Below are 24,697 nucleotides of genomic sequence, written 5' to 3' on the forward strand. Positions count from 1 at the left end.
GAAAAATATTTAGGCATAATTAACTGTAAGCATAGGCGAATGAATTACAATCGTAACACAAAGAAAGTAAGATAAATTGAATCAATTGAAATAAAGCGGTATCGTAGAAGACACTCCCGCTTTAGTTAACGATATGCGACTAGTCACGGTACAGTCTAAGCTACTGAAACCCAACGGCGATCCGATCGCGAAAAAAAAGATAACGTTTGAGGCTATTCCTTATACTTACAGCCCTAAAGCCCAGTGGTCAGTAATCCCCGTGGTAGTGGAAACGGATGACACTGGTTTTTTCTCTGTGGAGCTAGAAGCTGTACTGCCTCCGTTCCCCGCTAGCAACTATCTTGTAGAATTTCCAGACGGATCCCCTCGGTTTGTGATTACTATGCCAAGCGAATCTCTAGACTTGAATCCTATTGATAATCAAAATCTAATAGGCGGCAAAGAACCCGACGTTTACCAATTGACAACATTGCGAGCGGCTGGGCAGGTGCCAAGGAAAGAGTCAAGCATAGACCTGATTCAACAAGCTGGGGATTCTCGATACGTCCTTCTGACCACATTTGAGACGGCCAATAAATTTGCGAACACGCCTGGGTTTCCAATGAAAGTCCCTCTGACAACGGACGAAACCATTCCCTACATAGAGGCACGAATCGACGAGCGACTGCAACGGTTTACTGGGGGAGTCCCTTTTGGGGAGCATGTGCTAACTCAAGAGGAATCTTACCATCCTGAGAAATACGGGTTACAGCCAGGAGATCCAGATTATGAAGAAGGTTATGATGAAGCCCACCCATTAGCTAACTGTTGGGTTTCTGCGGCACTAGCAGAGGATAGATACCAACCAATGGGTCGGTACTACTCGCAATCAGATGGGGACGCAAACAAAACCAACCACGACCGCCTCAAGCAACAGGTAGAGGGGATTCAGTACAGTCTCAATAATAACTACGCTTCCACTAGTGCTCTAAATCAGTTAAGGACTGATTTAGAGAAAAGACTAAACCTTATAGTGTTCTACAACCCCAGCGCCTCAAACGACGAAAAGCATCCAGAAGGAGCCTTGAGGTATTCAGATGCAACCAATCTTTTTTTGTCGCGATCGCAATTGTATGAGACGGTCCAGGGGGATGAAGGAGTCTTAAGGTATGTTGATATCAAGGCTGAGTTAGTGAACGTGAGCTTAAATACGGCAAATAGAATCCCCCTAGGACCCGTAAAAATAGGAGATGAAGAGCCAGAAGACAACAAGATTCCTTTGACTTTTTTGCATTCAAAAATTATCACAGCAGAGAACATAGGCTCTTATTTGAAAAAGATAGAAGACGGTGACCTAACAGCTGATCAAATCAGGTTGAATACCGTAGACGAAAGATCTCAGAAAAATGAATCAGTTCAGTTACTAGCTTTTGAGAACAGAGATGCCAGCCCTCTCAAACTCAAGGAATCGGTATTACCTACTGGCATTCTGAAGGATTCCGATATTGCCGCAATTGGAGCAGGTTCAGGGCTGGTTAACGTTGCCTTCCTACGAGATGGGGTTAAAGACTTTATCAAGACGTCCGATCTAGAGACCGACGGGGCAAACGACAAAAGTAGTCCCATAACCCTGGATTACTTCAATGCCAATAAAGGGGACAAGAACGAGTTTACCCAAGCCATAGCCGAGGGTTTGTTTGTCCCAAAGTCTGAAGATGGGACGAAAATGGACATATCTTACCTCCCCGTGGAAGTGGTACAGAAGCCCGAAATTTACTCAGAAGATCCAGATGGCAACCTTACAGTGGTCAAATTCACTACGCTAGAACAAGTAACTACAGAGGCTCATCGGTTGATTTCCGCAGAACACACCACAATAACTGGGGAGCGAGACAAAGTCACCGATGCCTTGAGCGCCGCAATTAAGACAACTCAAGGAGAGGTGGATGTACTGACTGGATACCTGTTTGTAGATGGCGAAGTTAAGCCTGAAAGTAGACAATTTGCACTCAAGAAGTTTGAAGAGACGTTTTATGTTAAAGAGAGCGGAGAAATTGAATTAAGTCGAAGACACTTCCCTTATACCGTAATACACGGATTAAGGGAAGAGCCAGCTGAAGACTATAGTTTTAAACTAACTGACGTTACTTACATCCCGAATGCAGTAAGGGAGACTGTAGGCTTGCTAAGCGAGACTAAGCCATTTTCAGAAGGTAAACTAATAAATTCATTTATTCCGTCCTCTGTGGCAGCAAAAGATGGTTTGTACTTCGTAGATGACTCAGACAACTACACAGACCCTAAGGTACTTACGTCCGATCATATAGAAGGGTTTGACGACGACAATCCGGGAATCCTCAAAACCATTAAAGTACTGGCGGATATCAACGTAGTTACAGGAGTTGTAGATACCGACAGTTTCAAAATTGTCAATGTAGGGTACATGGCACGGTTCTTCCCTGGAGCCACACCCAAATTGAAGACATCGCTGTTTCCTTACGAAATTGCTGGGGCGAACACAGACCCTGATACGGTATCTGATGAAGCCTTAGTTAACGTAGGGTACGCAAAAAAGCTAAAGCCAAAAAATAGTGGTGGGTTAAAACTCCAAGTCAGAGATTGGGATCCTAATAGGGGACTTAGAGCAGAAGATGACTTCGTTATTTTTAGAGTCAAGGCAAACAGTGAGATATCCATTCCAGATCCTCCCCGAGAAGGCTTTTATTTTGAGCTGATAAATTGGCAATCAGAGCAGGTTCCTATTACAGGAGATTTTATAGGAGATCGTACCTCTGCAATTTTAATAGGAGGAAAAGGCGAAAGTGTTGGATTAACGGCAATTACAACCACTGAGTGGCGAATAGAAGGAAGATACAACTAATGTTCGACATAAAAGATGGGGAATCACATACGGGCAGGTTTTTTGATTTTTCTACAAAACCGAAAAACACTTGGCACAATCAATCTGGAAAATTCAAAATAGAAGACGGAGGCTTGACGTTACGCTTAGAAGATATTTTCAAGATCCAATACAGCTACGGTGAAACTATAACAGATAATTGGGTTGTTGAATTTGACTTCAAAGCAGTAGAAATAAAGGACAATGCTGAAGTATTTATACTCTTTAGTCATTTTTCTAAACCTAGTTATTCTAGCATAGAAAATGCCGATGATAAGGTCATAACTTTAGTCGGAAAGAAAGTAAGAGGCAGATACTTGTCAGCAAATAGTAAGGGTGGAACCGGGATGGAAGTAAGTCCTAGTTTAGTTGACTCTTACAAAAATGAAGATGGATGGATCCATTACAGATGTCCCATGGTTTTGGTTAAAAACGTAGCAGGGACGGTTAAATCATTGGTCTTTGCAATACGACAAGGGACTTTTAAGATACGGAATTTCGTCATCTATAACATAAATTCTAAGCCCGTTATTTTTAAGGCTATAGACGATTTAGTTCAGCATGACAGAGATAGCAATAATTTCAGGGGGCAATTATTTGATTCAGACTATGCGATATCCGTCCAAGACAATACTTACAAGGCTGGAATGTTAGCAAACCATGTTAACTTGTCAACCAAAAAATACCTTTATCTATTTTTTCAAGCACCAATACAAGGGCAAGAGCAAGGGATACTTGTAACTTATACAGACACTCAAAGGAATAGACATGAAGGCTCAGATCCCAATAGATTGAAAGAGTTTGATATGCAAGGCTTTTTTACAGATATAACGTCCTATGCTGTAAAAAAATTCACAATACTCACCTATGGTAAAAACCTAGAATTATTAACGACAAAAGGACATTTTTCTGAATTAGGCAATTATTGGGTTCCCTATAGATTGGACTTGTCAGATATTGTATATAGGCTAAAAAGGCAGAACACAAACAAAACTGTAAATGCCATTGGTTTCTTTTCAACAGATAAAGCTGATATAGATAGAGTTCCAGTAATGAAAGCTGGATGCTTCCAATTTTTTGACATAAACACAACTCGACTACCACCGTTCAGACCAAAGCTAATGTTCATTTCGAGCGAAGGATTAGTAGCTAATAACGAATCAGTGACCACGCTTTATAGATGGGTGTCAAACATAGGGGATGTATCGGTCAAAACTCAAAACTCTAGCAGCGTACTTATTGGATCTAGAAAAATAGCTGGACTTCGGCTTATCAGTGGAGGGGCTGGTCTTGTCTCCGAATTTACATCGATGGAAATAGAGCGAGTAGGTTACTGTGGCTGGATAGTAGTCCAGTTTTCCAAGTTACCATCAAGTAGACAAACCTGGACACTATTTGAATTGCAAGGTTTAAACTCCCAAGACAGGATAGCCGTAACTCTGACTGGAGACGTCCTTAAATTCACGGACGAATTAGCTTCTGATTCCCTAAAACTAAAACTAGTAGGAGACACTGATCTCTGCCTGATCACGTTCTACAGGGACGATAGAGGGTGTCACATAGAGGTTGATGACGGAGTCATATTCAGCCCGGATAATGTAGGGACTCCCGCTGAACACACCTCGATCAACTACAGAGTAACCTTGTTACAAGATTCCATAGATGACTCAGACAAGTACGAAAAAGGGCTGATCATGGTAGTCTTCTCAGACAGCCCTCCAGATATTACCAGTATCAAAGTCTTGAATCGCTGGGTGATGGGCTTCTTTGGGATTCCAGAACGGGATCACGTACCTTTTTAAGAAAACTGTCCGTCTTCGTAAGATGACTCTGTCCAGAAAGCCCCCTGCTATCGAGTAACAGGGGGCAGCAGCTTAAACACCGTTAAAACTGGATGTCTTCTAATTTTGAAGCAAATGGGTCGCTTGTAGAAAATAAAGACTGTATCCAATTAAGACTATGTCGGGCTACATCAGGGTGTACATAGGTCCCCAAGTTATTTTTGTCGCGATCGCCTTTGGCGCGCCCTTTAGGGCGATCGAACACAGTCACAATCAGAGACTTTGGTGCTGGCTCTGCAACTGGCAGACAAACTGGACAATAAAGAGCCACATTTGCTGCTTCGGCCATAGCCTTCAATACGGCCACATTGTCAGGGTCGTTGGTGTACATCCAGAAGAGAGAATGATGGTAGTCTTCTGGGCATCCTTGGTACACAAACTCAAGGACTTCGTAAGCATTGACATAACCTTTAGGGATGTAATAACCCTTGATCCACCCTCCTTTACTGCATTGAGTAAAAGTAACGCCGGTTCCATGAGAAATAAAAGTTGGATTTTGAGATATCATAACAAAAGTATCGCCTAGTACCTTAGGTGGTCGGATTCAGGGTGTCTAACCACCCTGAGTCTTAATCTATTATACCGCAACTAATCGCAACTATCAGGGAAATGGATAAAATAACTCAAGAATACATTGACAAAATACTGGACGACTCAGACGTAGAATATTTTGAAGCTTTCGGAAAAACAGTAGTAGCCGTTTACCGCTTAAGAAAAAACGGTCACGTACTGGTGGGAGTAGGAGCTTGTGTTACTCCTGCTAATTTCGATGTCGAGATTGGGAAAAAGGTAGCCAGGGAAGACGTATCAAATCAACTATGGGCACGAGAAGGCTACCTATTACAAGAAAGGCTAAAAGGAGAGTGAGATGGAGAAAAGAGAATGGTTAACTCCCAAAGAAGCTTCAATTATGCTTGGTATAAATAAGAGCACGCTAAAACGATGGAGGGAAAAGAATAAAGTAGAAGCAATTAAAGGAAATTATTGTTGGCTTTATGATTATAACTCGCTAGATAAGCTAAGGATAGAGAAGCAGAGTAATGAAGGATGGGTGAGTGAAACTTTAGCAAAAGGGATTTGTGACGTAACCAGCCAAATACTTACTCAATTCAGAAAGTTTGGGTTAATCAAGGCTCGCAGAAATACAGGAGGACGCTGGATTTATGACTTAGAATCGCTAAAAGATTTGGTAAATTCTTGCGACTACATAAAGGTACATTATACGCCTGATCAAGGATGGATTTCAACAAATCAAGCCTCCTTACTTTCTGGGTATACAAAGGCTGGGATCGATTACTGGGCGAAAAAGAATAAAATAAAACGGATAAAAAGGGGTAAGTTTGTTTTTTACGAAAGAGAAACATTCCTGAATCATTTAAGAAAAATTCAAGAAGAAGAAGGTAGCTGGCTTCTTATAAGTCAAGCGACGGCGCTCACACAATTTTCTGAAGGGAAGATAAAAAGAGCACGTAAAAATGGATTGATAGAAACCAAAAAAAATAACCAAGGACATTGGCTATATAACAAAGAGTCTTTGAATGAATACAAAAAAAATGAAGATAAAAATAGTAGCTTTACAAAAACTGAAGAAATAGATTTAGTAACCCTTAATAATACCTTGTGGATCCCAAGAAAAGAGGCTATAGTCCTGTCTAACTTTCCAAGAGCTACTTTTGAAGAGTGGGCAAAAAAAGGTCTGTTCACAAAAAGAACAGACTCTAAGAATAGAGTCTGGTATAAAACTGAATCAATTTTACAGCATCAAAGGAAAAAAACACAGGATAACCCCAATCTTATATCAAATAAAGAAGCCATTGAATTAACAGGACTATCTCATTACAAGCTATTAAAATTGATTACTCAAGGACAGATAAATGGATGTAAAGATGATTGGACTGGACATTGGAAGTTTGACAAGGAGTCAATATTAGCTTACCTTAGCGAAAAAAAGAAGTTTTTTCTAGCCGAATCAGACGCTGGAACAATAGAGTCCCAGGCTGAACAACTCCATACTGGCTAAAGATGCGGGTAAACTTTCTCCAATCCTTTCCTAGGTAATAAAGGGTGGAAGGAAACGGAGCCGGACGGTCTTTGTTTCCTTTTTTAATGAATTTAACCCGTCCGGTCCAGTGGCAGTGAGGATAATCCAGTAGCAACTGCCCCCAGCGGGTATCGACAGCAGCCTTAGCAAGAAACAGGATTTCGATACCCGTAGTTTCGTGCTCAAGGATGGCCTTACACACCCATTTGGAAGTGTCAGAAAACGGGGGATTGATAAAGGCATTGGTGGCCTCCCATCGCTGGCTCAACCCGTCCTTTTCTATCGTGTACGCCTGCTGACAGTGAACATTAGGATGCGTCAGAGAATTGGAACAGGGGTCTAAGTCTACTTTGCCAAAGAACTCGTAAACCGGCTCTAGTACGCTAGCCGGAGTGTAATGCTCATTGGACTTTCGAGAAGTCATTACAGAGAAAGATTGGTCAGTCATTGCGCTCCCAAGGTAAGCGTGCCAGGACAGGACTTCTTACTTAGATTACCCCGAACCACCCATCCGTTTGGGTTTGTCTCAAGTTTCACGTGGGTAACGGAAGAATGAGCGTGCTTGCGAGCTACCGCAATTTGCCCGTATAGCCCTCCTTTATTGACGTAGCCGATAATCTTACCGTCAGGGGTTGCAGTAATCTTACTGCGTCTTGTGACCGTGTAACACGGGGTATTGGCAGCGGAAATGGGAAGCGGAAAACCAAGGATTCCCAAAGTTAGCGCAATGGGGGCGAAATGTCGTATCATTGTAGGTATCAATTGCTTCGATAGTTGATCAATGCCCGGGGTGTTAGCGCACCGCCGGGCAACTTGGTTTGATTACCTCAAACCGTCAAGTCTTCTTAATTCCTCAGTCATCCAATCGATATCAAACCACTCTGGATGATTTTGATAAACAGAAAAAGCTATTTGTTGAATTTGCTTTACAGGGAGACGGTTAGCCGCCCAACGGGAAAAAATCTGATAATTTTTTCTTGCATATTTAGAAGTCGTACAACATTCAAAATGCAAATTCCATTCAACAGGTAGATTTTTACTAATATTTTTAATCTCAGTTATTGCTTGATTTTCAAGCTCTTCTCCTACTATCAAAAACAAATTTAGTCGGTCTCCAAAAATAAATCTTGCGTTTTCTATATAGCCTCGTTCGTAAACTACTTTTGTTACGTCATCCTTTGTAACCGATCCTCTTTTGTATTCAATAACATTAATTACATTCGTAAGAGGATTTTGTATTACCTCATCAAACCTACGAGTATTAGTACTTCTTATAGGGCGGCAATCCTTAAAAGTGTATTCAACTAAAATATTAGAAGCACTAAGATATTTTTCTGGCAATATTTTTCTAAAGTCTGAAATACGATTGACAATATCCGCCTCGGTAAAAGATGTGACTCCGCCGTTAGGATTAACTCTGTTGTTTTTTGTTGCCATGTTTTTAGTTTTAGAATGAAATATCCGATAAATCGTCTTTTGGATCTATCCAATCAGTTGAAGATTCTACTATCCTGCTCATTCCCCGATCGGCATCTTTTTTTGCCCCCAAAAGAGCTTGGTATCCATTTAACATTCTATCGGTAGACAAAAGATTAGACGTGTCAGGATGTAAGTATTTTACTACTCTGGGATAGAATCCGTTTCTGATTACACATTTAGCTAATTCGTGGGTAAACGTAGAAGGCAGATTGCAAAGCGCTGAAGCTATAGTTTCACATTCAGCTTGCTCGCTATTTTGAATTTCTTTTGTATTCAGGTTATCTTCTTCTACGGACTCATTAACCGGGGGTTCCTCCTGTACTGCTATCATTTTTCGTTCGATATTTGTGTTAGCAAACTCCCAGTCATCCTTACTTCTCATGCTGCGACCATCTGTAGTCCCGGACTTACAGAACAGCATAGCGTTAGCTTTATTGGCTGGAGCGCCGGTGACCTCGGTAAATTGTTGTTTGAGTTCAGATAACTTAGCCATAGTGCTAACAGGAAGATAGTGGCAGTTGCTAACAGCTTTTGTTAGGATGCTACTAGTATAGACGCACGAACAGAAAAATGTCAACTGATTTCAGAAAGAAAAAACAAAAAAGAATAAAGGGAGTACCAGCACACTACGACGAAATGAAACTTCCTCACAACCTCAGACTGACTGACAGTACCTGGAACTTATTGAGGAAAAAAGCCGCTAGCAAAGGTCTAAGCGTCAGTGAGATGATTGAGCAATGGGTAAGGAATTGGGAATAAACATCATGGCAATATTTTTAGAGCCACGGACGGACGCAGACAAAAACCTCCCAGTACTGGACGCAATGGACCTGCTTCAGCTATTACCGCCTGAGGAGCACGCGGGAATGCTGCTGTTGTCAATTCCCATAGAGCGGAAGAAAAACGTGGACGGCCAGCCCACTGCGCAAACAAAAAACGTGGACCTCGCAGAATCGGTGGGTAAAGTGGCGGCGGTGGTGAACGTGAATGGCAAAAAATACCAGACCCGGGAGTACCTTTACATGAATTCTCTAGAACAGCAGCTACTGCAACGGTTACAGGCTTTTTTGATTTGCTTTGGACGTCCACGTTTTTCAATAATATATAGAGTAATGAAAAACGTGGACGTTTTAATGGACGTATTAAAAAACGTGGACGCCTAGAACTATGCCGCAAAAATCCTTTCTCGACCACCTCCGGGAGTTAAGACAAAGTAGTCAACCCGAAACAAGCTCCTTGCCCCCTCTGCCGGTTCCTGGACCTCGCTCAAGCAATCTTTCTTCTAGTACTGCTTCTTTAATTCAAGTTAGCTTACTTCGGGTTGACTCCAAGTCCCCATGTCTGGGCTTTGTTATGGCGTGGACGGTCAAGCAGCCATCGGGGAGTTAGGGAAGGGGTCGCCCAGTTCCTCGGACTTTGTTTGACAGTTGCGATTAGTTGCGGTACGATAGAAATATAAAAGAAACGAACCGCGAAAATCGAATGATGACTGAAGTAAAAGAACTCCAAACTGAGGTTGTCTTTAACTTTCCAGTAATGGGTAAAAATCCTGCTTTTACCTCTGAGGTTATTTATTTTGACAAATGCCCATACAAGAGGGATCAGGTTATTTATTTTGCTCAACCCGTAACTGAAGGAAGCGAGGGAGTAAAGCATTGGTATGTACGAGGTCAGTATTTTTTAATTACAGACTTGAAAGTTATTCACTGCTTGGATGGGGAGCGAGCACTAATGCAAATCAAGTGCCGCCTGTACCATATCCCAAATTTTAATCTTGACCATTAATTAAAAAACTCATCTACCCCGTATTATCATGAACCCAATTCTAGTAAACCCCATTAAAGAAGAGCTTCATGCTCGTAGCATTAGTTTCCACGGTCTTCTTAGTAGCGTGGGGCTTTTTGGTGAAGTATTGCGCCCCAAGCAACGCTTTTATGTTAAAACCCTTAAAGCTCAAGTCTATATAGCTGCCCTCGGTCGAAAATCTGAGGAAATAGCCAAAGACTGGGGTGTAGATCCTGACACCTTGGAATTTTACTTGGATCAGGCATCACTGGATAGACTTACCGCCATTTTCTTTGCCGCTTACCGACAAGTCAAAATCTACAAAACACCAGTTCAGCTGGCTGTTGAAGCAGCACTTGATTTTTCCAAACTCGTGGGACAAAAGAGTTGCACCAGTCCAGTAAAATGTCAACGACTCAGAGGAGATGATTAATGGGAACAACGGTAATGTACAGTACCTTGCGAAATCTTGAAGTGGGAATTATTTTCAGGTTTCCAGAGTTTGATTCAATCCTTCAAGAGATTGAGGGTGAGTGCCCTTACGAAATTGGGGATGTGATTGAATTCTATGACTCAATTGCAGGACAAGACCATCAAATGCACCGTTTCCTGACTACAGACCAATTTCGGGTTACTAACGTGTCTGCAAGGAACCTTTACTTTGGGCACACTAACCGGAAACGGTACACCGTCAGTCTAAGCAAGATTGATCCATCAGACTCCCTTCTTCATACTTTCATTGACGAGCATGGTAAGTGGAGGCACCCCGAACAAATTGAAGGATTTGGCCTAGATCAAGAAAACCTGTGGTGGATAAAGCTCGGACCATTGGGCGAACTAAAACCCGATGAAGTCTTAACGGCAAAGGTCTCTGTACTCGCTAAAAATTTGTCCGAACACGTTCCCGGAAGGAAACTCACTTACGACTCAGCCATAGCTTACATCTGCAAGCTACGCGAAGTGCTCCGAAACTGGAGTTAACCTAATCATAATCAGTAAATAAAGCCCCTGGCACTGCGCCGGGGGTTTTTTGTTAACAATTTTGCTATTGTTTTAACAAAGGGGAGAGACCAATAATAAAGAAAAAAAATGATTGAGAGACAACAAATACAAATTACGAGTGCAGTAGTTTTAAGTGATGATAAGACCATAGTTATTAAAGGCTACAAGAAAAACTGGGGATTTCTTTTGCTCTGTCTTCCCTTGTCTCCTGGATATAACCAAAGACTCTTCCGCTTTGAATTAAGTGGCCGTGAATTTTCAGCGGAAGACAAGAAACGGGAAATTGCGAGTCCAAATCTACTCCCACTGGCTGACGGTATAGTTTCAATCTTTGTTGCCGGTAAACAGTACATCAGTAGCCCTATTATCGTCCCACTTTACGAGCCTATGCCAATAGATATCCCATTAGAAGGATTGCTGATGTCGGTAGTTTCAGTGTTCTTGGAAATAGGAATAGATGGAGCTCTGTGGTTTAATGTTGGGGAGAAGAAGTTACAGCATTACGTTGACTGCAATGGCTTGTACCTTCCTCCACACACTTGCGAATAACAGAGACGGGGACAGCCCAGCCAAAGGAATCCCCGCCTCAAAAAAATTATTACACATCGGAAACCGAATAGAGTTATTATGACACAATCATTTGATTACGACCAGTACCGCCGCGATTATGAGTCTTACCGGAATCCGCTACAACGGGCTTATTTGCCTGAGTTTGAAGCTGTGGGAACGCTAGTTGAAGTATTTGCTTTACCTGGATTAGAGAAGGATCCAGGTCGGTATATTTTCAGCCAAACAAACGCAGCTGAATGCGTGGGGAAGAAAGGATGGCGGATTCCCGAATTTTTAGAATCAAGAAAGGTTAAACCTTTGTGGGCTAAGGGGTTTGAATTTCCGACCTTTCGCATTCAAGGTAATAACAGACCTATAACATCAATACAAAAAAGAAAAGCCCCCGGCGCAGTGCCAGGGGCTTTTCGTTAGCAAAATCCTTACAGTTGCGAATAGCTGTGGTAGAATAATATTAGAGACGGGAACAACCCGACCAAAGGAATCCCCGTCTCTAAAACATTACTGAACCGTACCAACTAAATAATTAGCACTAGAGTTATTATGCCACAATCATTTGATTATGACCAGTACCGCCGCGATTCTGAAGAGTCTTACCGGAATCCCCTTAAGGTAGCTTACTTGCCTGAGTTTAAGGCAGTTGGGATAGACGTCAAGGTTTATGCTCTTCCAGGGTTAGACAAGAATCCAAAGCGGTACGTCTTCAGTCAGACTAACGGGGCAAAAGCTGTCAAAAAAGGCAATGATTACATTATTAACTTTTTACGCAGCACAAACGTCAAACCCTCATGGGCGCTGGGATTTCAGCTTATTAAGTTCCGAGTTCAAGGAAAGTCGAAGACGGAGACAATAAAAGGAGTCCCTTCTGATATAATCACAGAATTTTGGATAAAAGAAGCGGGGAAAGGAAACTTAGCAGCTCTGGATTTGGTGCGAGTCCTAGTAAAGACTTCTATTGACGAAAGTGTCGCGATCGCATTCGGGATTAACCGTACCTTTGAGGAGCGGAAGGCCAACCGGATTCTCACCGCAGAGGAAGCTATCTTGGAAGACCCCCGCACCTGGGGACTCCACTTCAATAAAGAATGGCAGCAGCAGGCTCAGCGGATTACTGGGCACCCTTGGAAGCGTTCTATAGTGATGGCTAACTTCATTAGCCAAACCGTCTACAAGCGACTGCCAGATGACGTCTACCACCGACTGGTGACAGTCAATCAAAAACGGAATTACTGCCACCATCAGTTTTTCTCTGCTGAAGCGGACGAGTACATCCTCCGGCGGCACATTCAAGACGTCCTAAGCCTGATGCGCATCTCTGAGGACAAGACTGACTTTAAACGGAACTTTGATTCCTTCTTCCAAGGACGCGGCAAGCTTTCTATGGATATTAACTTCTAAATGTCAACAACTACCCTCTGCGCAAGCCGTCTGTTGCGCAGGAAGTTCTTTTTTTTAGTCAAAAAGTTTTCAGTTTTTTCCGGGTTGATAGTAATACCTGGGGTACAATATAATATAAGCAACAAACAAGGTACGAAACACATGACTGACTTAACTTCTGAGACTCACATCACCTTTTGCTTCCCTTCTATTGACGAGCACAAATCCTTCTATTCTGAGACTTTTATTGTTGACTCTTGCTTCTACAGTGAAGGTCAAGAGGTGACAATTGACTTTCAAGTCAAAGGACAAAGCGACACCGAAAAACACGAAACGCCCAAACCTCACGTGACAGGCCAAACCTTCAAGGTAAATCAGACAAGCACTCGCTACCACAAAACAGAAAAAGTGATTTACAACCTTGTCACTGTCTTTTTACAAGCTATCTAGCAACTCAAAATAATCAGGGGTGTTCTCCCACCCCTGAACCTCTGAAAACAATAGTTATATACTCAAATCATTATGAACCATATTCGATTCCAAACCTACCTTGTATTCTCTTTTCCCTCGATGGAAGGTCACAGTTGCTTCTATACCGAACCCATGAAAGCCGTGGGACAGTGCTATTACGAGATTGGAGATGAGATTTTCGTAGAAGCTGAAGTGACTGGGCGTCTCTGCCCCGGAGAACCTTATATTCCTCAGCCCCACTCACGACTCAAGGACTATCGTGTCTGTCGCAAGTTTGTCAAAAACACTTGGGATCGGGAGGGCAAGAGTGTCCGAGTCCTCACCTTTAGCTTGAAGTTGGTTGAACAGGATCATGATCCTTCGATGATGGGCGACCAGTACTCGTACCACTAGCTCATTTTTACTAATTGGGCTGGTGAAGAGGAAACCCCGTTCTGGTTGACATTATAAAGGTTTTTGAGAAAAAGATTATTGGATTTACTTCTAATCATCTAATGAACTTGGTTGAGACTCAAAAGGTTGGCCAATTTATAAAACCAGTGATGTATCAAAAGGAGTGGATTTTTGATTATGAAAGCTAGAAAGAGATGCTTTAGTTGTGATTAGTTGTGCTATAGTAGAAACAGTAAAGAAGCGAACGATAATTGTGGATATTTTAGAGGCAAAGATTCGATTCAGATTTCCGAATTACACAACTCCAGTGATGGCAATAAAATACACCCCTGGCCAAATCCATTGGCATATGTACAAAAAAGGGGATGTCATCTCATTTGACGACACAATGACCGAGCTTCTTACTTGGCGTGAACGAGTGGCTGAGTTCCCCATTCCGGTAGATAAGCCCTATTTAGTGACAAAAGTGTCTCATCGCCACGAAATATCGGCTCAAATAGGACAAAAGTCTGCTCTCTTGCTCAATGCCTTGACTGTTACAACCATCCACCTTCAGGAGGCAAAATAATGGAGTGGCACAACAGCAAAAGTATACTGACTGACTGGTGCGTTGACTGGTGGGACGGTTCCCTGGCCAAAGAGACGCCAGAAGAGGACGTACAGAGCTTCCGTGCAATGCTCACCCAGAACCTCTACCGTAGCATCGAGAAGAAAGAAGAAAAGATAATTCTAGACTGCGACTACGAACCATCAGGATTGTTGGAACAGTCAGCGGATGAAGCTTTGCTAGATTACCGGTACCTACCAAAGAAAACCATGATGAAGCTGACTGCTGACTCAAGCTGTTTTGGAGGGTATGAGGTTAATGCCAAGTATGGCTATCGCGGGAAGTGGCAAGTACTCAACAAAGGCCGCTGGCAAGATCTTAGACCAAAACTAAAAAAGCAAACTCAGGTTACCTTTATTAAGGTACTGGAAAACAATAGTCTGTTCATCAAAGGGAATAAAGATGATTGTGGGTTCGTTATTGTTTGCGATTCTTCAGTTTTTGATAAAAACCGGGGATTCTTTTCTTTTGAATTACAGGGGTACCAATTAGATGAACTAGAAACTGTTACCGAAAATATACATCCCTGCGTCACCCCTATAGCCACTGGTCATGTTGATATAGAGGTTACGGGAAATCAGTATGAGATTGACGTTACCATAAGGCATGATTACGATGCCCTTTTGACACCTTTGGATTTGTCGCGATCTCAGATTCCCTTAGAAGGGCTGCTGATGTCCGTTGTCTCCGTCTTCTTGGCGGCGGGAGTAGATGGCTCTCTGTGGTTTGAATATTCAGACCAAAACCTCCAAAAGTACTTGGATTATAACGGGCTTTATTTGCCTCCTCCGTTGCCCCACTAAAGCAAAAGAAAACCCCCGGCACCGAACCGGGGGTTTTCTTTTTGGGCGCGATGGAGGATTAGTTTCGGAAGTCTATGGGTTCGGCCATGATGAACTCTAAAGTTTCCGTAATGGCTTCCTTCGGGTGTACTTCCTTACGGAGGATTCGTTTGGCAGCAGTTGCCTGGACTAGCTTGATCTGAGCCAATGCATCCACACCCATGTACTCACAAGTCTCAGCGTCGGGGCTGACTCCGGCCAACTCCTTGATCTTTTTGGCCTTGTGTCCAAACAGCCCTTCATTGATTTGGTCAAACCGCTGGCTGTACTGGTAGTGCTCGGCTTTCCGCCCTTGCTTCTGATAATACTGCTCAATAGCCTCCGACAGCTCCCAGAACGTATTTTTGGACAGCTGACGAATCTTCAGCCACTCCTGCCGTTCCTCTGTCTCAAACTTGACATCAAAGGCATCACAGCACAACTGGTACAAAGACAGTCCGACTAGCTCCTGAGTCCATTGGATTGCCTCAGGATCTCCCTTAAGAGCCATCTTTAGTAAAAGCAATTCAAAGTCAATAAGCTTGATTACAACTTGGTGATTCTTATTCCCAGCGATAGAGGATTTGGATGTTTTGAAATCTTTGCCTAGTATGCGCTTAAGGTCTCGTGTAGTGGTATTATTGGATGTTTTGGAAATCCCATTCTTTCGTTCCGCCTTTGTTGAGAATGAGGATGAAAAATAGCGAGCTAACTGAGGGGCAGTAATCCCAAAAGCCAAAGGATCATTAGAAATAATAACGCCCTGGAAAGACTTGGTTCCAAAATAGACTTGAGCAATGGGGAGTTTTTTTGCTATCATGATTGCATGCCTAGTAGTTTTAGGTATCATTCCCTGGGGTGTTGTCGCACCGCCGGGGACTCTTTTATTATACAAAAAAAACCGGCAGTAAAACTACCGGTTCCTAAGTTTTTGTTGTCCCTTTTTTCAGGGTGATAATTTTATTGTACTTCTTGGATATCGACTAGTGCTGTCCAAGATGTTACAAAATTAAATTGATATTCAAGATATACGTAGATCTCATCAAAAACTCCGTAGTTTTTGCAAACAAAGGCGTTATGACCAGCCCCTTTTGAATTAAATTTCCATCCTGGCTCATCTCCGGTTACTAACTTGGCTACTTGCCCGTTCCAGTCAATGTACTGACAGTGCTGCTTCATTAATTTTCCCACCATTTTATTGTTAATGAAAAATTTAGACTGGCCTTTGACTTTTTCCCAGACTTTAGGGATTAAGTCTATATCAATCTGAGTCTCGTGGGTAAATTGAGTTTTATCACCTAGGGGCATAATGACATCAAAATACAGAATTACTTTTCCTTTGTTCCCGAGTTTCATGTGCCCTATTTTTTGAGATGAATACGACTTTTACAAAAATCTTCCACTTCTCCAATAGTCAGAAAGTAGGTCTCCCCAATACAAACCCGCTGCTTCAAATCGCGGACATAAACAATCACCTTCTTAGAATCCTTAAGCGGGAATTTTGGGACTTTTGAGTAGCAGACAACGTGGAATGAGAAAGTCGAAAGTTCAAAACTCTTAAACCACCGATTCCCTTCGTCCTCGAAAACGAAGGTATACCCATCCCAAACTGGGTTAGTTAGCTTCAGTAACTCATACCCCTCTTCAATAGAATCTTTGGCGTTTGGGATATAGGTTCGGGCAATGGCTACCGCTTCATTTATAGCCAAATCTTTAATATTTCCAGCTTCAATCTGTTCAGAAATATATTGGCGCTGTTGTTCTCTAGTTCTGTTGTTTCGCATCGTTTTTAGTTGATTATCTGTATCTGTCTATATGAATTTGCACAAGGTCTTCAACCTTGTCGCAAGATACGTGATGAATTTTGCTGGTTACTAAGCTGTTGACAACCCCTTCCTCGACTTCTAAGGGCATAGACTTTTCGGCATGAGCTTTCATAGTTTCAGACATTTTTAGAGGCTCAGAAAACACTATCAGATCCCCTGGTGCGTACTTGGCTTTTATCTCGTCTACGGTCAAACTAGACAAAGTCTTTACTATGTCGTACCCGGCGCATAGGTAATGGACGTGAGTCTGACTCTCGTTTGTTGAGCTTTTCATTGTTAAGTTTTGTCCTACTCTTCCAACCTACCACAACTATTCGCAACTGTCAGGAGAGTTTTTTCGATTCTGGGGACGTCTCTTGAGGATGGGCTACAAGGTGGGTTGACTAACTCGACTCTCCCAGACCACGTGGACGGAAAAACGAGGCCGTAGAGACCCAGTAACCGCAGGGAAAACGTGGACGAGTTTGATGCGCCCATATTCTCTTGGACGTCCACGTTCTTACGTCCATACTTTTCATTACTCTATATATTATTGAAAAACGTGGACGTCTCAAAACGTGGACGGATGGCTGAAACAGTTACTGCGCCTTAGATACAGAAAACGTGGACGGATGGCGTCCACGTTCGGGGTGTCGGTATTAATCAGTAGGGGGGTAGGTGTTAGCTGTAGAAACTGATGGCTTCCTTAATTGCCGCGATCGGGCACAGGTCTTGCTTTTTTACCAGGGTGGCTGCGTGGCGCTCCCGTTGCCGTATTTCACCCAAAGTTTTCGCATCATAGGAATCCCGGACCTGGTCATCAGTGGCGAGTCCCTGCTCCTCCCGTAAAGCCTTGGCCGTCTTTCCTAGAACGTCTCGATTGACCAGATCACTGACGGTAGAGTACATGAATTACCGTTTCTTCCCCTGTACCTCTGGGTGAGCGTCCAAGTAAGCCTTTATGACGTCTGTGTACGAGTTACGGGCTAGAATGCCTTGCTGGCGTTCGCTAAGCTTTGCGTTGTACTCTTCCTCCTCACGTTTTACTCCAAAAGCTTTGTCTGCTCGACGCTCTAGTGCCTCTGCAAAACAAGCCATTAATAATGCTTGAGCTTCGGGTTTCTGCATTGTAAACCCGATGTAGCCCACTAGTATCATTACCTGGTCGGTAGGAAGAATTTTTGGCTTGCGGCCTTTTCTCACCTTAATCTCCTGGAGCTGTGAACTTTTAAAACCTAGTTTCTGTAAGGTTTTTAGCGTCTCAGGTCGCTTTCCTGTGAACCATTGCCACGTTCGGGGTGTCGGTATTAATCAGTAGGGGGTAGGCTCTAGAACTCGATCATTGCATAGTGCTGATCCCAGATTTTTGGCGCATAGTTTTTGATCTCTTCAAAAAGACTAGCATCACGGAACCACAGGGTTATGTTGTAAGGACGATCGGACTCTAGTATCTTGTCGTAGTTATCATTCAACTCCTTTAGTTCATGCCTCAGTAGCCTTTGTACAATTTTTTCAAAGTTAAATACGTGGATGCAACAACTGGCCTCTCCAAACTGCAAATAAGAAGACAACTCCTCGTCACTTACAACGTAATCAAAAATTGAAATAGAGCCTATTTTGCTATTATTTAATGCTTGGTCTCGAATTTTCTTAGGAATGGGATGCAGGTAGGTTGGCATAGACAATACTACGTTTTGTGGATCTTTTGGAAGCAGAGCTAAGATGACAATTGAGTCATTTGAAATCTCCATGTAGGAAATAAGCTCATCTACACTTTCTAGTTCAGACTTGTTTAGTGATATATGCATTTTCGGTATTAATCAGTAGGGGGTAGGTGTTAGCTGTAGAACCTGATGGCTTCTTTAATTGCCGAGATGGGACACATGTCTTGCTTCTCTACCAGCATGGCTGCGTGGCGCTCCCGTTGTCGTATTTCGCCCAGGGTTTTCGCATCATAGGAATCCCGGACCTGGTCATCAGTGGCGAGTCCCCGCTCCTCCCGCAAAGCCTTGGCTGTCTTTCCTAGGACGTCTCGATTGACCAGATCACTGACGGTGGAGTACATAAACTGCTGTTTCTTCCCCTGCACTTCTGGGTGGGCGTCCAGATAGGCTTTGATGACGTCCGTATATTCCCGCCGAGCTAGAATGCCTTGCTGGCGCTGAGTCAGAAACTCCTGCCGGTCCTCTGCTTCAAACTTAATCTTGAAGGCGTCGCAGAATAGCTGGTGTAGGGAAAGGCCAATTAATTCCTCTGTCCATTGGATGGCTTCAGGATCTCCTTTGACAGCCATCTTTAACAGAAGTCGCTCCATGTCAATAAGCTTAATTACGTTGACTGGAGCATTATCTATTTCTGTCGAGTATTTGGATGCGCGAAAATCCTCTCCTAGTAAGCGCTTGAGGTTTCTCGATGCTACTCGTTTGGATGCGCGAAAATCCCCATTCTTCCGTTGAATCTTTGTTGAGAATGTCCAAGGAAAAATGTCAACCAACTGAGGAACACCAATTCCAAAAGTCAGCGGGTTGTTGGAAATCAGAACACCTTGGAAAGACTTGGTTCCGAATTGGACTTGGGTAACGGGAAGCTTTCTTGCTATCATAAGGTATGACCTACTTGGATTAGGTTGTCATTCCCTGGGGTGCTTGCTACACCGCCGGGGACTCTTTTATTATAGCTTATTATCTTGCGCTATACTTAAGAAGGTTTAAAAAAAACGCGGACGGATGGCGTCCACGTTTGGAGTGTTTCTATTCCAGATCTTGAAAGTGTCAAGGTATGTCGTTTTTAAATTGTTCAACTGCCTTCGCTACTATTGATGTAATCGCACTATTGAATAGTTCGCCAATCTCTTCCTCTGTCAGTTTTTCCATTTTTTCCAATTTAGGGTTGGAAATCCTGAAGCGGATATTTCCTCCTTCGTCAATATATCGCTTTCCTGACGATTCCAAAGGAACGTTTTTTGATTCAGTCATTTCTTTAGCTTAGAGACAATAAAAAGAAATGCCAGTGACTATGACCACTGGTAACATAAGATTTATTATTCGCTTACATCTTGGGTAAACGTAGGGGGAGTTTTTATTTCATATTGTACTACTTCAAAGGAACTGTTAACCCCCATACGTAATTCCTCTGTTTTTTTAAATTTCAACATCCCAACCTCCCAGCGCACAACTTCCGTCCTCAGTGGAGGCATTCCTATCTTTTGAGCTTTAAGAAGGAAAGGAAGTGCTTGGGTTTGATCAATAGGTTCGTCCACGTTTTCTCCTTGTTCGTTTCTCTGTCCCCATTTTGACATATTAAAAACGCGGACGGATGGCGTCCGCGTTTGGGGTGTCGGTATTAATCAGTAGGGGGTAGGTGTTAGCTGTAGAACCTGATGGCTTCCTTAATTGCCGCGATCGGGCACAGGTCTTGCTTTTTTACCAGGGTGGCTGCGTGGCGCTCCCGTTGCCGTATTTCGCCCAGGGTTTTCGCATCATAGGAATCCCGGACCTGGTCATCAGTGGCGAGTCCCCGCTCCTCCCGCAAAGCCTTGGCTGTCTTTCCTAGAACATCTCGATTGACCAGATCACTGACGGTAGAGTACATAAAATGCCGCTTTTTCCCCTGCACCTCTGGGTGAGCGTCCAAGTAAGCCTTTATGACGTCTGTGTACGAGTTACGGGCTAGAATGCCTTGCTGGCGCTGAGTCAGAAACTCCTGCCGGTCCTCTGCTTCAAACTTAATCTTGAAGGCGTCGCAGAATAGCTGATGCAGAGATAGATCAAGGAGTTCTTCAGAAAAAGCTAAAGCGTCTAAGTCTCCAGTAGCAGTAAGTCGAAGGAGTAATCTCCGAAAATCGCCAAGCAGTATGACATTTACTTGTTGATTGCTTAACTCGGTGGAATACTTGGTCGCACGGAACTCCTTACCTAGTATACGTTTGAGTGTCTTAGAAGCTTGATTTTTGGCAGTACGGAAATCCTTGTAATTTCCTTCCATTACTACCGGAAAAATTGCAAACAACTGAGGAACTGCAATCCCAAAAGTCAGTGGGTCATCAGAAATTAGAACACCTTGGAAAGACTTGGTTCCAAATTGGACTTGGGTGACGGGAAGTTTCTTTGCTATCATGGAATTACTCCTAGTAGTCTTAGGGGTCATACCCTGGGGTGTTCTAGCACCGCCGGGGACTCTTTTATTGTAGACTATAATTATCTTGCGCTACACTTAAGAGATAGTAAAGGAGGTGCGACATGAAAAGACCTAAGCCACGGGGTTTTGGAACTGTACCAGAAAAGAATCCAAAAATATTGTTTATCGACACATGGGAATCTTTTTTTGAAGAAAGAATATTAGCTCTTTTTACCCAGGTAATGTACAGACCAAATGGTTTTGACTTTTCGGTTCTTGACAGTCAACTTAAAGTAGATCCCAGATATTGCTGGGTATCAAATTTGTTTGTCTATAAATTGGTTGGCCAAGACTCAAAGGAAGGGATTGTTTATTCTGACTTAATAAACAATGAAGCCATGACTGGGTATATCCTTTTTAAAACTTACAGTTCTAGGATTCAAGTAAGAGTACCTTTTCAGATTAAAGATGAATCTTTAAAGGCTCTAGAATCATCTATAGCTCAAAGAATTCAAGATAGAATAAGTGATGTCGTTCGCTACGATGGCAAGAAGGTTTCCCTTGATAGAGAAGGAAGTTTGGTTACCTCTTTTTTGCTAATAAAAGACGGGGTAGGTAGATTTAAAATTTCAACTGAAACCTCAAAAGAAGATTATAAGGTAATCATAAAATTATTTAGTTGATTTGCTGACGCGACAAAAAAAAAGCTCCCAGGTTTCCCTGAGAGCGCTGCTCAAGCAATCAAGACTTGGGACTACTCCCCAATAGTGATTGAAGTGTCACTAGATTGGCCAGAGGAGCTTTTAACAGTAATAGAGCCAGTTTCAATTGTCACGTTATTCAGTTTTTTTGCTTTTCCTATTGTGATTGAAGTGTCATTTACTACTGTCGTCTCTGTAACCTGTGTCTCTGTGGTCTGGGTTGTGGTAACTTCTTGTTTAGCCATGCTGTTTCTCTATCATTTGTTACTCCCTTTATTTTGCCACAACTAATCGCAATTGTCAAAAAAATCCCCAGGTTTTCCTAAGGGATTAATTCTGTTCTTTCTTGCAAGCATCAAGGAACCTATTGATATTCCTATTGCTTTAGATCTCTGATTCTACTTCATTCCTTTTACTTACGTACGTTTTTCCAATAAGCCCCGCTGGCGTAATAACTTTTTCGTTTTTCGCGCTCCTCCCACCATTGCTTGTAAGCTGGGCCAGGTTTTGCTTTTCCCAAGTTGTCGGGGTCAAGCCATTCCTCTTTAGTAACAGCTATCCATTGGTTTAGCTCCTTTTGCTTTGGCTGGCTGCTGAAGTAAGCATCCATTCGTTTCTTTTTGTTGCTTCCTGTTTGCATCCGCTTAGCGAGGATACCGATCTCCCCTTCAAGGGTTTCGATTTGTCCCCGAACGTAGATTTGAAAACCTCGGACGTCATTGGGAGTAAGCTTACACACAGGCGTCTCCTATTACAGTTAATATTTCATCTGCCGTAAGCCCCGATTCAGCCCACAGCTTAATTCGTAGATAACGGACGCTGGTGTAGGGGGCATTGCGGTGTTTACTAGTGAGATAATCTAAAATGAAAGTCTCATCAAATAATGCCACTCGAACTAGTTCCTGGTCTATCCCTTGGCGAAAGTGAGTATATTCAGGAGTGATTTTTGTTGCTCGGGCATATCGTGTTACGTCGGTTACAGTAGTGCGAGCCAGTTTCGCTATTGCCGCAATGGAAGCCATCATGCTGCCATCGGTTCTTTCATGGTATATTAGGATTGAATTCGATGATTTTATCATGCTACAAAGCCGTAATTGATTGTGGGTAGATAAGGTAATAGAAGGGCTGCAACTGGTATTTGCAGCCCCTTTTTTTATCCTTTTACTTCAATTATTGCTACAACTCTTATTGTTGAGTCAAACACGTGATGACAAAAAGATACTTTTGTTATCTCAAAGACAGTACCTTGTAATTTGTGTTCTTGATTAGTGACGCTATTGTAAACTTTTTCAATGAATACAATATTGTCTCCCACTTTTAGCGTTTGCCGCAAATTCTCCATATTGGAGTTGGAGAATGTATATTCTGGAGTTGTAAAGTCAGTGAACTTAAACACTACATCTACTTCTGAAAAATCCATCATTAATCCCTCCATTAGAAGCTGATTTCTGGGTCAATGCAAGCAGGTTCGGGAGTTAAGTTAATCCGATTGGGTTCGGAAGTGTCAAACGCTTCTGCAATAATTTCATCTGGGCTGTCAGAACAAGATACAGACTCCCAGAGGATTTGGTAAAACCTGACGTATTCTTGTAGCGCCTTAATATCAAAATACAGCCAAGGCGAATGCCCTGTTTTTGGACGGTATCCCAGTTCTTTTTCTATCAGGTCCCAGGCGTGACTGATTCCGCGATCAGAACCAAGGAGGAGTTGGTCGGCTTTTTCAAGCATGATAGTCATCTCGTATTCAAGACGACCTTCTTCTTCCTCGTCGTAGAGGTCGCGGTACCAGTCATGAGCATCCCCCATAATTTGAACTTTAAGATTGCAAAGTTCCCAATAGAGGGAAGCGCGAAGCTCTTTCTTTACATCGGTTCCTAGGATATGACCCCATTTCGTTCCCAACTCAGGTGAAAAAGATCCCACTAAGTTAAAGAGGCTAGCCACTGTATGTGGTAGTGATTGAACGTAGCACTGCGGGTGATCTTTTAAGATTACAGCCATTGCCTTGTACACTCGCAGATATTTTTTAAGTGTCTCTGTCGGCATGTAGTTTTCAATGTGATCAAAAGGCTGAAGCTTCCAAACCCGTCCGATTTTCGCCACATGAGCGCCCTGAACTACTATACTGACTTCGTCCTTGACTTTGTGATAATCTTTCCGGTCAATGTCGGAATAAAAATCTCGTTGTTCAACCAATAGCTCTTGGTGTACCCGAAGGCGTTCGTTAGGGATATCTGTCATCTTCTGTTTTCCGTGGTTCCGTTCGTTTCTAGTACTATTTTACCGCAACTGTTCGCAACTGTCCATTCTTCCAGCCCGTAAAAAACAGACAGCCGTCTCAGAAACCCTAGGTTTACAGTCTTTTTATAGCCCGTTTCAAGGTGAGATATTCTATATTTTGTGACCCCCATGTGCCTTGCTGTCTCTGCTTGCGATTTACCAGCAGCCTCTCTAGCTTCTTTCAGAAAGGTGGCAAGGTTTGGAGCTTGCCATGTTAGCGTCTCAGTAATCTTCATGGGTTTAGGTAATAGGATATATCACTGCATCATACCGTCCTCTTACCGTCCATATTAGTACGGTAAACCAGATTTTAAAAAAGACTTGACAACTTCGTTTACTCTGAGGTATACTAAAAGTGTGGTCGGAAAGGACAAGCGAATTGATTGAACGCGAGACGCTTGTCCTGAAGCCCCGAACACCCGGAGCTATTAGGTATTATCTACTGATATTAGCTCCCTGTCTGTACCTTGAAAATCGAATACCTCACTGCTTCCCTAAATAACAGGAAAACAAGCCATTTGAACTTGCTAGCG

The 24,697-nt window shown here is 42.8% G+C and carries 39 protein-coding genes; 17 read left to right on the forward strand and 22 right to left on the reverse strand.

The genetic code is table 11. From position 1 onward, the window contains the following. Window positions 1-133 precede the first annotated feature (133 nt). On the forward strand, window positions 134-2,860 hold the full coding sequence (locus tag F6K53_RS20810) for a hypothetical protein (RefSeq protein ID WP_293081908.1): 2,727 nt from the start codon (window positions 134-136) through the stop codon (window positions 2,858-2,860). Then, the gene (locus F6K53_RS20815) at window positions 2,860-4,680 is read left to right on the forward strand and encodes a hypothetical protein (protein WP_293081911.1); all 1,821 of its coding nucleotides are present in this window, start codon (window positions 2,860-2,862) and stop codon (window positions 4,678-4,680) included. Before F6K53_RS20810 ends, F6K53_RS20815 begins: the two co-directional genes overlap by 1 nt. A gap of 82 nt (window positions 4,681-4,762) precedes the next feature. On the opposite strand, the gene F6K53_RS20820 is transcribed toward F6K53_RS20815, so the two are convergent. Beyond that, window positions 4,763-5,227 (reverse strand): hypothetical protein, encoded by a 465-nt coding sequence (locus tag F6K53_RS20820; protein ID WP_293081914.1) that lies wholly within the window; start codon window positions 5,225-5,227, stop codon window positions 4,763-4,765. Window positions 5,228-5,328: 101 nt separating this feature from the next. Between F6K53_RS20820 and F6K53_RS20825 the strand changes: the two genes are divergently transcribed. Beyond that, a complete protein-coding gene (locus F6K53_RS20825; protein ID WP_293081917.1) occupies window positions 5,329-5,586 on the forward strand; it encodes a Gp49 family protein in 258 nt (85 codons plus the stop codon). A 1-nt stretch (window position 5,587) separates the two neighbouring features. After that, the gene (locus tag F6K53_RS20830; protein ID WP_293081920.1) at window positions 5,588-6,739 is read left to right on the forward strand and encodes a helix-turn-helix domain-containing protein; all 1,152 of its coding nucleotides are present in this window, start codon (window positions 5,588-5,590) and stop codon (window positions 6,737-6,739) included. On the opposite strand, the gene F6K53_RS20835 is transcribed toward F6K53_RS20830, so the two are convergent. The 4 genes from F6K53_RS20835 to F6K53_RS20850 form a co-directional block, all read right to left on the reverse strand. Continuing rightward, the gene (locus F6K53_RS20835; RefSeq protein ID WP_293081924.1) at window positions 6,657-7,208 is read right to left on the reverse strand and encodes a DNA N-6-adenine-methyltransferase; all 552 of its coding nucleotides are present in this window, start codon (window positions 7,206-7,208) and stop codon (window positions 6,657-6,659) included. The genes F6K53_RS20830 and F6K53_RS20835 overlap by 83 nt on opposite strands. After that, window positions 7,205-7,510 carry a hypothetical protein gene (locus F6K53_RS20840; protein WP_293081927.1) on the reverse strand — a complete coding sequence of 102 codons (306 nt, stop codon included), beginning with the start codon at window positions 7,508-7,510 and terminating at the stop codon, window positions 7,205-7,207. The genes F6K53_RS20835 and F6K53_RS20840 overlap by 4 nt, the downstream gene beginning before the upstream one ends. Window positions 7,511-7,582: 72 nt before the next feature. Beyond that, window positions 7,583-8,197 carry a hypothetical protein gene (locus F6K53_RS20845; RefSeq protein WP_293081930.1) on the reverse strand — a complete coding sequence of 205 codons (615 nt, stop codon included), beginning with the start codon at window positions 8,195-8,197 and terminating at the stop codon, window positions 7,583-7,585. Between the two features lie 10 nt (window positions 8,198-8,207). After that, the gene (locus tag F6K53_RS20850; RefSeq protein ID WP_293081933.1) at window positions 8,208-8,732 is read right to left on the reverse strand and encodes a hypothetical protein; all 525 of its coding nucleotides are present in this window, start codon (window positions 8,730-8,732) and stop codon (window positions 8,208-8,210) included. 77 nt (window positions 8,733-8,809) lie between these two features. Here F6K53_RS20850 and F6K53_RS20855 point away from each other — a divergent pair, with 77 nt between their 5' ends. The 12 genes from F6K53_RS20855 to F6K53_RS20910 all read left to right on the forward strand — a co-directional run bounded on the left by F6K53_RS20855 (window position 8,810) and on the right by F6K53_RS20910 (window position 15,244). After that, window positions 8,810-8,998, forward strand: a complete 189-nt coding sequence (locus tag F6K53_RS20855; RefSeq protein ID WP_293081936.1) for a hypothetical protein — start codon at window positions 8,810-8,812, stop codon at window positions 8,996-8,998. Then, window positions 8,977-9,402: a hypothetical protein gene (locus tag F6K53_RS20860; RefSeq protein ID WP_293081939.1), complete on the forward strand. Its 426-nt coding sequence runs from the start codon at window positions 8,977-8,979 to the stop codon at window positions 9,400-9,402. Before F6K53_RS20855 ends, F6K53_RS20860 begins: the two co-directional genes overlap by 22 nt. Before the next feature lie 319 nt (window positions 9,403-9,721). Beyond that, the gene (locus tag F6K53_RS20865; protein ID WP_293081941.1) at window positions 9,722-10,024 is read left to right on the forward strand and encodes a hypothetical protein; all 303 of its coding nucleotides are present in this window, start codon (window positions 9,722-9,724) and stop codon (window positions 10,022-10,024) included. 28 nt (window positions 10,025-10,052) lie between these two features. Further along, window positions 10,053-10,457, forward strand: a complete 405-nt coding sequence (locus F6K53_RS20870; RefSeq protein WP_293081944.1) for a hypothetical protein — start codon at window positions 10,053-10,055, stop codon at window positions 10,455-10,457. Continuing rightward, the gene (locus F6K53_RS20875; RefSeq protein ID WP_293081947.1) at window positions 10,457-11,005 is read left to right on the forward strand and encodes a hypothetical protein; all 549 of its coding nucleotides are present in this window, start codon (window positions 10,457-10,459) and stop codon (window positions 11,003-11,005) included. The genes F6K53_RS20870 and F6K53_RS20875 overlap by 1 nt, the downstream gene beginning before the upstream one ends. 108 nt (window positions 11,006-11,113) lie before the next feature. After that, window positions 11,114-11,575 (forward strand): hypothetical protein, encoded by a 462-nt coding sequence (locus F6K53_RS20880; RefSeq protein WP_293081950.1) that lies wholly within the window; start codon window positions 11,114-11,116, stop codon window positions 11,573-11,575. Window positions 11,576-11,653: 78 nt separating this feature from the next. Then, on the forward strand, window positions 11,654-12,007 hold the full coding sequence (locus F6K53_RS20885; RefSeq protein ID WP_293081953.1) for a hypothetical protein: 354 nt from the start codon (window positions 11,654-11,656) through the stop codon (window positions 12,005-12,007). Between the two features lie 129 nt (window positions 12,008-12,136). Continuing rightward, window positions 12,137-12,991, forward strand: a complete 855-nt coding sequence (locus tag F6K53_RS20890) for a P63C domain-containing protein (protein WP_293081956.1) — start codon at window positions 12,137-12,139, stop codon at window positions 12,989-12,991. 141 nt (window positions 12,992-13,132) lie between these two features. Then, window positions 13,133-13,420 (forward strand): hypothetical protein, encoded by a 288-nt coding sequence (locus tag F6K53_RS20895; protein WP_293081959.1) that lies wholly within the window; start codon window positions 13,133-13,135, stop codon window positions 13,418-13,420. Between the two features lie 72 nt (window positions 13,421-13,492). Continuing rightward, complete coding sequence (locus F6K53_RS20900) at window positions 13,493-13,834, forward strand: hypothetical protein (RefSeq protein WP_293081962.1); 342 nt, start codon at window positions 13,493-13,495, stop codon at window positions 13,832-13,834. A gap of 205 nt (window positions 13,835-14,039) precedes the next feature. Continuing rightward, window positions 14,040-14,402, forward strand: coding sequence for a hypothetical protein (locus F6K53_RS20905; protein WP_293081965.1), 363 nt, complete (start codon window positions 14,040-14,042; stop codon window positions 14,400-14,402). Further along, window positions 14,402-15,244 (forward strand): hypothetical protein, encoded by an 843-nt coding sequence (locus F6K53_RS20910; protein ID WP_293081968.1) that lies wholly within the window; start codon window positions 14,402-14,404, stop codon window positions 15,242-15,244. The genes F6K53_RS20905 and F6K53_RS20910 overlap by 1 nt, the downstream gene beginning before the upstream one ends. Window positions 15,245-15,302: 58 nt before the next feature. Here the strand turns inward: F6K53_RS20910 and F6K53_RS20915 are convergent, their stop codons facing one another. The 11 genes from F6K53_RS20915 to F6K53_RS20965 form a co-directional block, all read right to left on the reverse strand. Further along, window positions 15,303-16,082 (reverse strand): hypothetical protein, encoded by a 780-nt coding sequence (locus F6K53_RS20915; RefSeq protein WP_293081971.1) that lies wholly within the window; start codon window positions 16,080-16,082, stop codon window positions 15,303-15,305. A gap of 140 nt (window positions 16,083-16,222) precedes the next feature. Continuing rightward, the gene (locus F6K53_RS20920; RefSeq protein ID WP_293081974.1) at window positions 16,223-16,618 is read right to left on the reverse strand and encodes a hypothetical protein; all 396 of its coding nucleotides are present in this window, start codon (window positions 16,616-16,618) and stop codon (window positions 16,223-16,225) included. Window positions 16,619-16,623: 5 nt separating this feature from the next. Then, window positions 16,624-17,046, reverse strand: coding sequence for a hypothetical protein (locus tag F6K53_RS20925; protein ID WP_293081977.1), 423 nt, complete (start codon window positions 17,044-17,046; stop codon window positions 16,624-16,626). Between the two features lie 13 nt (window positions 17,047-17,059). Next, window positions 17,060-17,362 (reverse strand): hypothetical protein, encoded by a 303-nt coding sequence (locus tag F6K53_RS20930; RefSeq protein WP_293081980.1) that lies wholly within the window; start codon window positions 17,360-17,362, stop codon window positions 17,060-17,062. A 386-nt stretch (window positions 17,363-17,748) separates the two neighbouring features. Then, window positions 17,749-17,976 carry a hypothetical protein gene (locus F6K53_RS20935; protein WP_293081983.1) on the reverse strand — a complete coding sequence of 76 codons (228 nt, stop codon included), beginning with the start codon at window positions 17,974-17,976 and terminating at the stop codon, window positions 17,749-17,751. Window positions 17,977-17,979: 3 nt separating this feature from the next. Continuing rightward, window positions 17,980-18,270: a hypothetical protein gene (locus tag F6K53_RS20940; RefSeq protein ID WP_293081986.1), complete on the reverse strand. Its 291-nt coding sequence runs from the start codon at window positions 18,268-18,270 to the stop codon at window positions 17,980-17,982. 125 nt (window positions 18,271-18,395) lie between these two features. Then, window positions 18,396-18,875, reverse strand: coding sequence for a hypothetical protein (locus tag F6K53_RS20945; RefSeq protein ID WP_293081988.1), 480 nt, complete (start codon window positions 18,873-18,875; stop codon window positions 18,396-18,398). A gap of 29 nt (window positions 18,876-18,904) precedes the next feature. Next, window positions 18,905-19,669, reverse strand: a complete 765-nt coding sequence (locus tag F6K53_RS20950; RefSeq protein ID WP_293081990.1) for a hypothetical protein — start codon at window positions 19,667-19,669, stop codon at window positions 18,905-18,907. A 169-nt stretch (window positions 19,670-19,838) separates the two neighbouring features. Further along, window positions 19,839-20,042 carry a hypothetical protein gene (locus tag F6K53_RS20955; protein ID WP_293081993.1) on the reverse strand — a complete coding sequence of 68 codons (204 nt, stop codon included), beginning with the start codon at window positions 20,040-20,042 and terminating at the stop codon, window positions 19,839-19,841. Between the two features lie 65 nt (window positions 20,043-20,107). Beyond that, complete coding sequence (locus F6K53_RS20960) at window positions 20,108-20,365, reverse strand: hypothetical protein (RefSeq protein ID WP_293081995.1); 258 nt, start codon at window positions 20,363-20,365, stop codon at window positions 20,108-20,110. A gap of 65 nt (window positions 20,366-20,430) precedes the next feature. Beyond that, on the reverse strand, window positions 20,431-21,183 hold the full coding sequence (locus tag F6K53_RS20965) for a hypothetical protein (RefSeq protein WP_293081998.1): 753 nt from the start codon (window positions 21,181-21,183) through the stop codon (window positions 20,431-20,433). A gap of 122 nt (window positions 21,184-21,305) precedes the next feature. Between F6K53_RS20965 and F6K53_RS20970 the strand changes: the two genes are divergently transcribed. Continuing rightward, window positions 21,306-21,866, forward strand: a complete 561-nt coding sequence (locus F6K53_RS20970; RefSeq protein WP_293082001.1) for a hypothetical protein — start codon at window positions 21,306-21,308, stop codon at window positions 21,864-21,866. A 71-nt stretch (window positions 21,867-21,937) separates the two neighbouring features. On the opposite strand, the gene F6K53_RS20975 is transcribed toward F6K53_RS20970, so the two are convergent. The 6 genes from F6K53_RS20975 to F6K53_RS45940 all read right to left on the reverse strand — a co-directional run bounded on the left by F6K53_RS20975 (window position 21,938) and on the right by F6K53_RS45940 (window position 24,400). Continuing rightward, window positions 21,938-22,129, reverse strand: coding sequence for a hypothetical protein (locus F6K53_RS20975; RefSeq protein WP_293082003.1), 192 nt, complete (start codon window positions 22,127-22,129; stop codon window positions 21,938-21,940). A gap of 167 nt (window positions 22,130-22,296) precedes the next feature. Then, window positions 22,297-22,623 (reverse strand): hypothetical protein, encoded by a 327-nt coding sequence (locus tag F6K53_RS20980; protein ID WP_293082006.1) that lies wholly within the window; start codon window positions 22,621-22,623, stop codon window positions 22,297-22,299. Continuing rightward, complete coding sequence (locus F6K53_RS20985; protein WP_293082008.1) at window positions 22,616-22,909, reverse strand: hypothetical protein; 294 nt, start codon at window positions 22,907-22,909, stop codon at window positions 22,616-22,618. The genes F6K53_RS20980 and F6K53_RS20985 overlap by 8 nt, the downstream gene beginning before the upstream one ends. 128 nt (window positions 22,910-23,037) lie before the next feature. Beyond that, on the reverse strand, window positions 23,038-23,307 hold the full coding sequence (locus F6K53_RS20990; protein ID WP_293082011.1) for a hypothetical protein: 270 nt from the start codon (window positions 23,305-23,307) through the stop codon (window positions 23,038-23,040). 11 nt (window positions 23,308-23,318) lie between these two features. Next, a complete protein-coding gene (locus F6K53_RS20995; protein WP_293082013.1) occupies window positions 23,319-24,125 on the reverse strand; it encodes a hypothetical protein in 807 nt (268 codons plus the stop codon). Continuing rightward, a complete protein-coding gene (locus F6K53_RS45940) occupies window positions 24,122-24,400 on the reverse strand; it encodes a helix-turn-helix transcriptional regulator (RefSeq protein ID WP_366511358.1) in 279 nt (92 codons plus the stop codon). The genes F6K53_RS20995 and F6K53_RS45940 overlap by 4 nt, the downstream gene beginning before the upstream one ends. Between the last annotated feature and the right edge of the window lie 297 nt (window positions 24,401-24,697).

The organism is Moorena sp. SIO4A1 (assembly GCF_010672065.1).
Classification (GTDB): domain Bacteria; phylum Cyanobacteriota; class Cyanobacteriia; order Cyanobacteriales; family Coleofasciculaceae; genus Moorena.

Excerpts from the sequence above, each read along its gene's own strand:
- F6K53_RS20810 (WP_293081908.1), top strand. The coding sequence starts at position 134 with ATGCGACTAGTCACGGTACAGTCTAAGCTACTGAAACCCAACGGCGAT.
- F6K53_RS20815 (WP_293081911.1), top strand. The coding sequence starts at position 2,860 with ATGTTCGACATAAAAGATGGGGAATCACATACGGGCAGGTTTTTTGAT.
- F6K53_RS20820 (WP_293081914.1), bottom strand. The coding sequence starts at position 5,227 with ATGATATCTCAAAATCCAACTTTTATTTCTCATGGAACCGGCGTTACT.
- F6K53_RS20825 (WP_293081917.1), top strand. The coding sequence starts at position 5,329 with ATGGATAAAATAACTCAAGAATACATTGACAAAATACTGGACGACTCA.
- F6K53_RS20830 (WP_293081920.1), top strand. The coding sequence starts at position 5,588 with ATGGAGAAAAGAGAATGGTTAACTCCCAAAGAAGCTTCAATTATGCTT.
- F6K53_RS20835 (WP_293081924.1), bottom strand. The coding sequence starts at position 7,208 with ATGACTGACCAATCTTTCTCTGTAATGACTTCTCGAAAGTCCAATGAG.
- F6K53_RS20840 (WP_293081927.1), bottom strand. The coding sequence starts at position 7,510 with ATGATACGACATTTCGCCCCCATTGCGCTAACTTTGGGAATCCTTGGT.
- F6K53_RS20845 (WP_293081930.1), bottom strand. The coding sequence starts at position 8,197 with ATGGCAACAAAAAACAACAGAGTTAATCCTAACGGCGGAGTCACATCT.
- F6K53_RS20850 (WP_293081933.1), bottom strand. The coding sequence starts at position 8,732 with ATGGCTAAGTTATCTGAACTCAAACAACAATTTACCGAGGTCACCGGC.
- F6K53_RS20855 (WP_293081936.1), top strand. The coding sequence starts at position 8,810 with ATGTCAACTGATTTCAGAAAGAAAAAACAAAAAAGAATAAAGGGAGTA.
- F6K53_RS20860 (WP_293081939.1), top strand. The coding sequence starts at position 8,977 with ATGGGTAAGGAATTGGGAATAAACATCATGGCAATATTTTTAGAGCCA.
- F6K53_RS20865 (WP_293081941.1), top strand. The coding sequence starts at position 9,722 with ATGATGACTGAAGTAAAAGAACTCCAAACTGAGGTTGTCTTTAACTTT.
- F6K53_RS20870 (WP_293081944.1), top strand. The coding sequence starts at position 10,053 with ATGAACCCAATTCTAGTAAACCCCATTAAAGAAGAGCTTCATGCTCGT.
- F6K53_RS20875 (WP_293081947.1), top strand. The coding sequence starts at position 10,457 with ATGGGAACAACGGTAATGTACAGTACCTTGCGAAATCTTGAAGTGGGA.
- F6K53_RS20880 (WP_293081950.1), top strand. The coding sequence starts at position 11,114 with ATGATTGAGAGACAACAAATACAAATTACGAGTGCAGTAGTTTTAAGT.
- F6K53_RS20885 (WP_293081953.1), top strand. The coding sequence starts at position 11,654 with ATGACACAATCATTTGATTACGACCAGTACCGCCGCGATTATGAGTCT.
- F6K53_RS20890 (WP_293081956.1), top strand. The coding sequence starts at position 12,137 with ATGCCACAATCATTTGATTATGACCAGTACCGCCGCGATTCTGAAGAG.
- F6K53_RS20895 (WP_293081959.1), top strand. The coding sequence starts at position 13,133 with ATGACTGACTTAACTTCTGAGACTCACATCACCTTTTGCTTCCCTTCT.
- F6K53_RS20900 (WP_293081962.1), top strand. The coding sequence starts at position 13,493 with ATGAACCATATTCGATTCCAAACCTACCTTGTATTCTCTTTTCCCTCG.
- F6K53_RS20910 (WP_293081968.1), top strand. The coding sequence starts at position 14,402 with ATGGAGTGGCACAACAGCAAAAGTATACTGACTGACTGGTGCGTTGAC.
- F6K53_RS20915 (WP_293081971.1), bottom strand. The coding sequence starts at position 16,082 with ATGATAGCAAAAAAACTCCCCATTGCTCAAGTCTATTTTGGAACCAAG.
- F6K53_RS20920 (WP_293081974.1), bottom strand. The coding sequence starts at position 16,618 with ATGAAACTCGGGAACAAAGGAAAAGTAATTCTGTATTTTGATGTCATT.
- F6K53_RS20925 (WP_293081977.1), bottom strand. The coding sequence starts at position 17,046 with ATGCGAAACAACAGAACTAGAGAACAACAGCGCCAATATATTTCTGAA.
- F6K53_RS20930 (WP_293081980.1), bottom strand. The coding sequence starts at position 17,362 with ATGAAAAGCTCAACAAACGAGAGTCAGACTCACGTCCATTACCTATGC.
- F6K53_RS20935 (WP_293081983.1), bottom strand. The coding sequence starts at position 17,976 with ATGTACTCTACCGTCAGTGATCTGGTCAATCGAGACGTTCTAGGAAAG.
- F6K53_RS20945 (WP_293081988.1), bottom strand. The coding sequence starts at position 18,875 with ATGCATATATCACTAAACAAGTCTGAACTAGAAAGTGTAGATGAGCTT.
- F6K53_RS20950 (WP_293081990.1), bottom strand. The coding sequence starts at position 19,669 with ATGATAGCAAGAAAGCTTCCCGTTACCCAAGTCCAATTCGGAACCAAG.
- F6K53_RS20955 (WP_293081993.1), bottom strand. The coding sequence starts at position 20,042 with ATGACTGAATCAAAAAACGTTCCTTTGGAATCGTCAGGAAAGCGATAT.
- F6K53_RS20960 (WP_293081995.1), bottom strand. The coding sequence starts at position 20,365 with ATGTCAAAATGGGGACAGAGAAACGAACAAGGAGAAAACGTGGACGAA.
- F6K53_RS20965 (WP_293081998.1), bottom strand. The coding sequence starts at position 21,183 with ATGATAGCAAAGAAACTTCCCGTCACCCAAGTCCAATTTGGAACCAAG.
- F6K53_RS20970 (WP_293082001.1), top strand. The coding sequence starts at position 21,306 with ATGAAAAGACCTAAGCCACGGGGTTTTGGAACTGTACCAGAAAAGAAT.
- F6K53_RS20975 (WP_293082003.1), bottom strand. The coding sequence starts at position 22,129 with ATGGCTAAACAAGAAGTTACCACAACCCAGACCACAGAGACACAGGTT.
- F6K53_RS20985 (WP_293082008.1), bottom strand. The coding sequence starts at position 22,909 with ATGATGGCTTCCATTGCGGCAATAGCGAAACTGGCTCGCACTACTGTA.
- F6K53_RS20990 (WP_293082011.1), bottom strand. The coding sequence starts at position 23,307 with ATGATGGATTTTTCAGAAGTAGATGTAGTGTTTAAGTTCACTGACTTT.
- F6K53_RS20995 (WP_293082013.1), bottom strand. The coding sequence starts at position 24,125 with ATGACAGATATCCCTAACGAACGCCTTCGGGTACACCAAGAGCTATTG.
- F6K53_RS45940 (WP_366511358.1), bottom strand. The coding sequence starts at position 24,400 with ATGAAGATTACTGAGACGCTAACATGGCAAGCTCCAAACCTTGCCACC.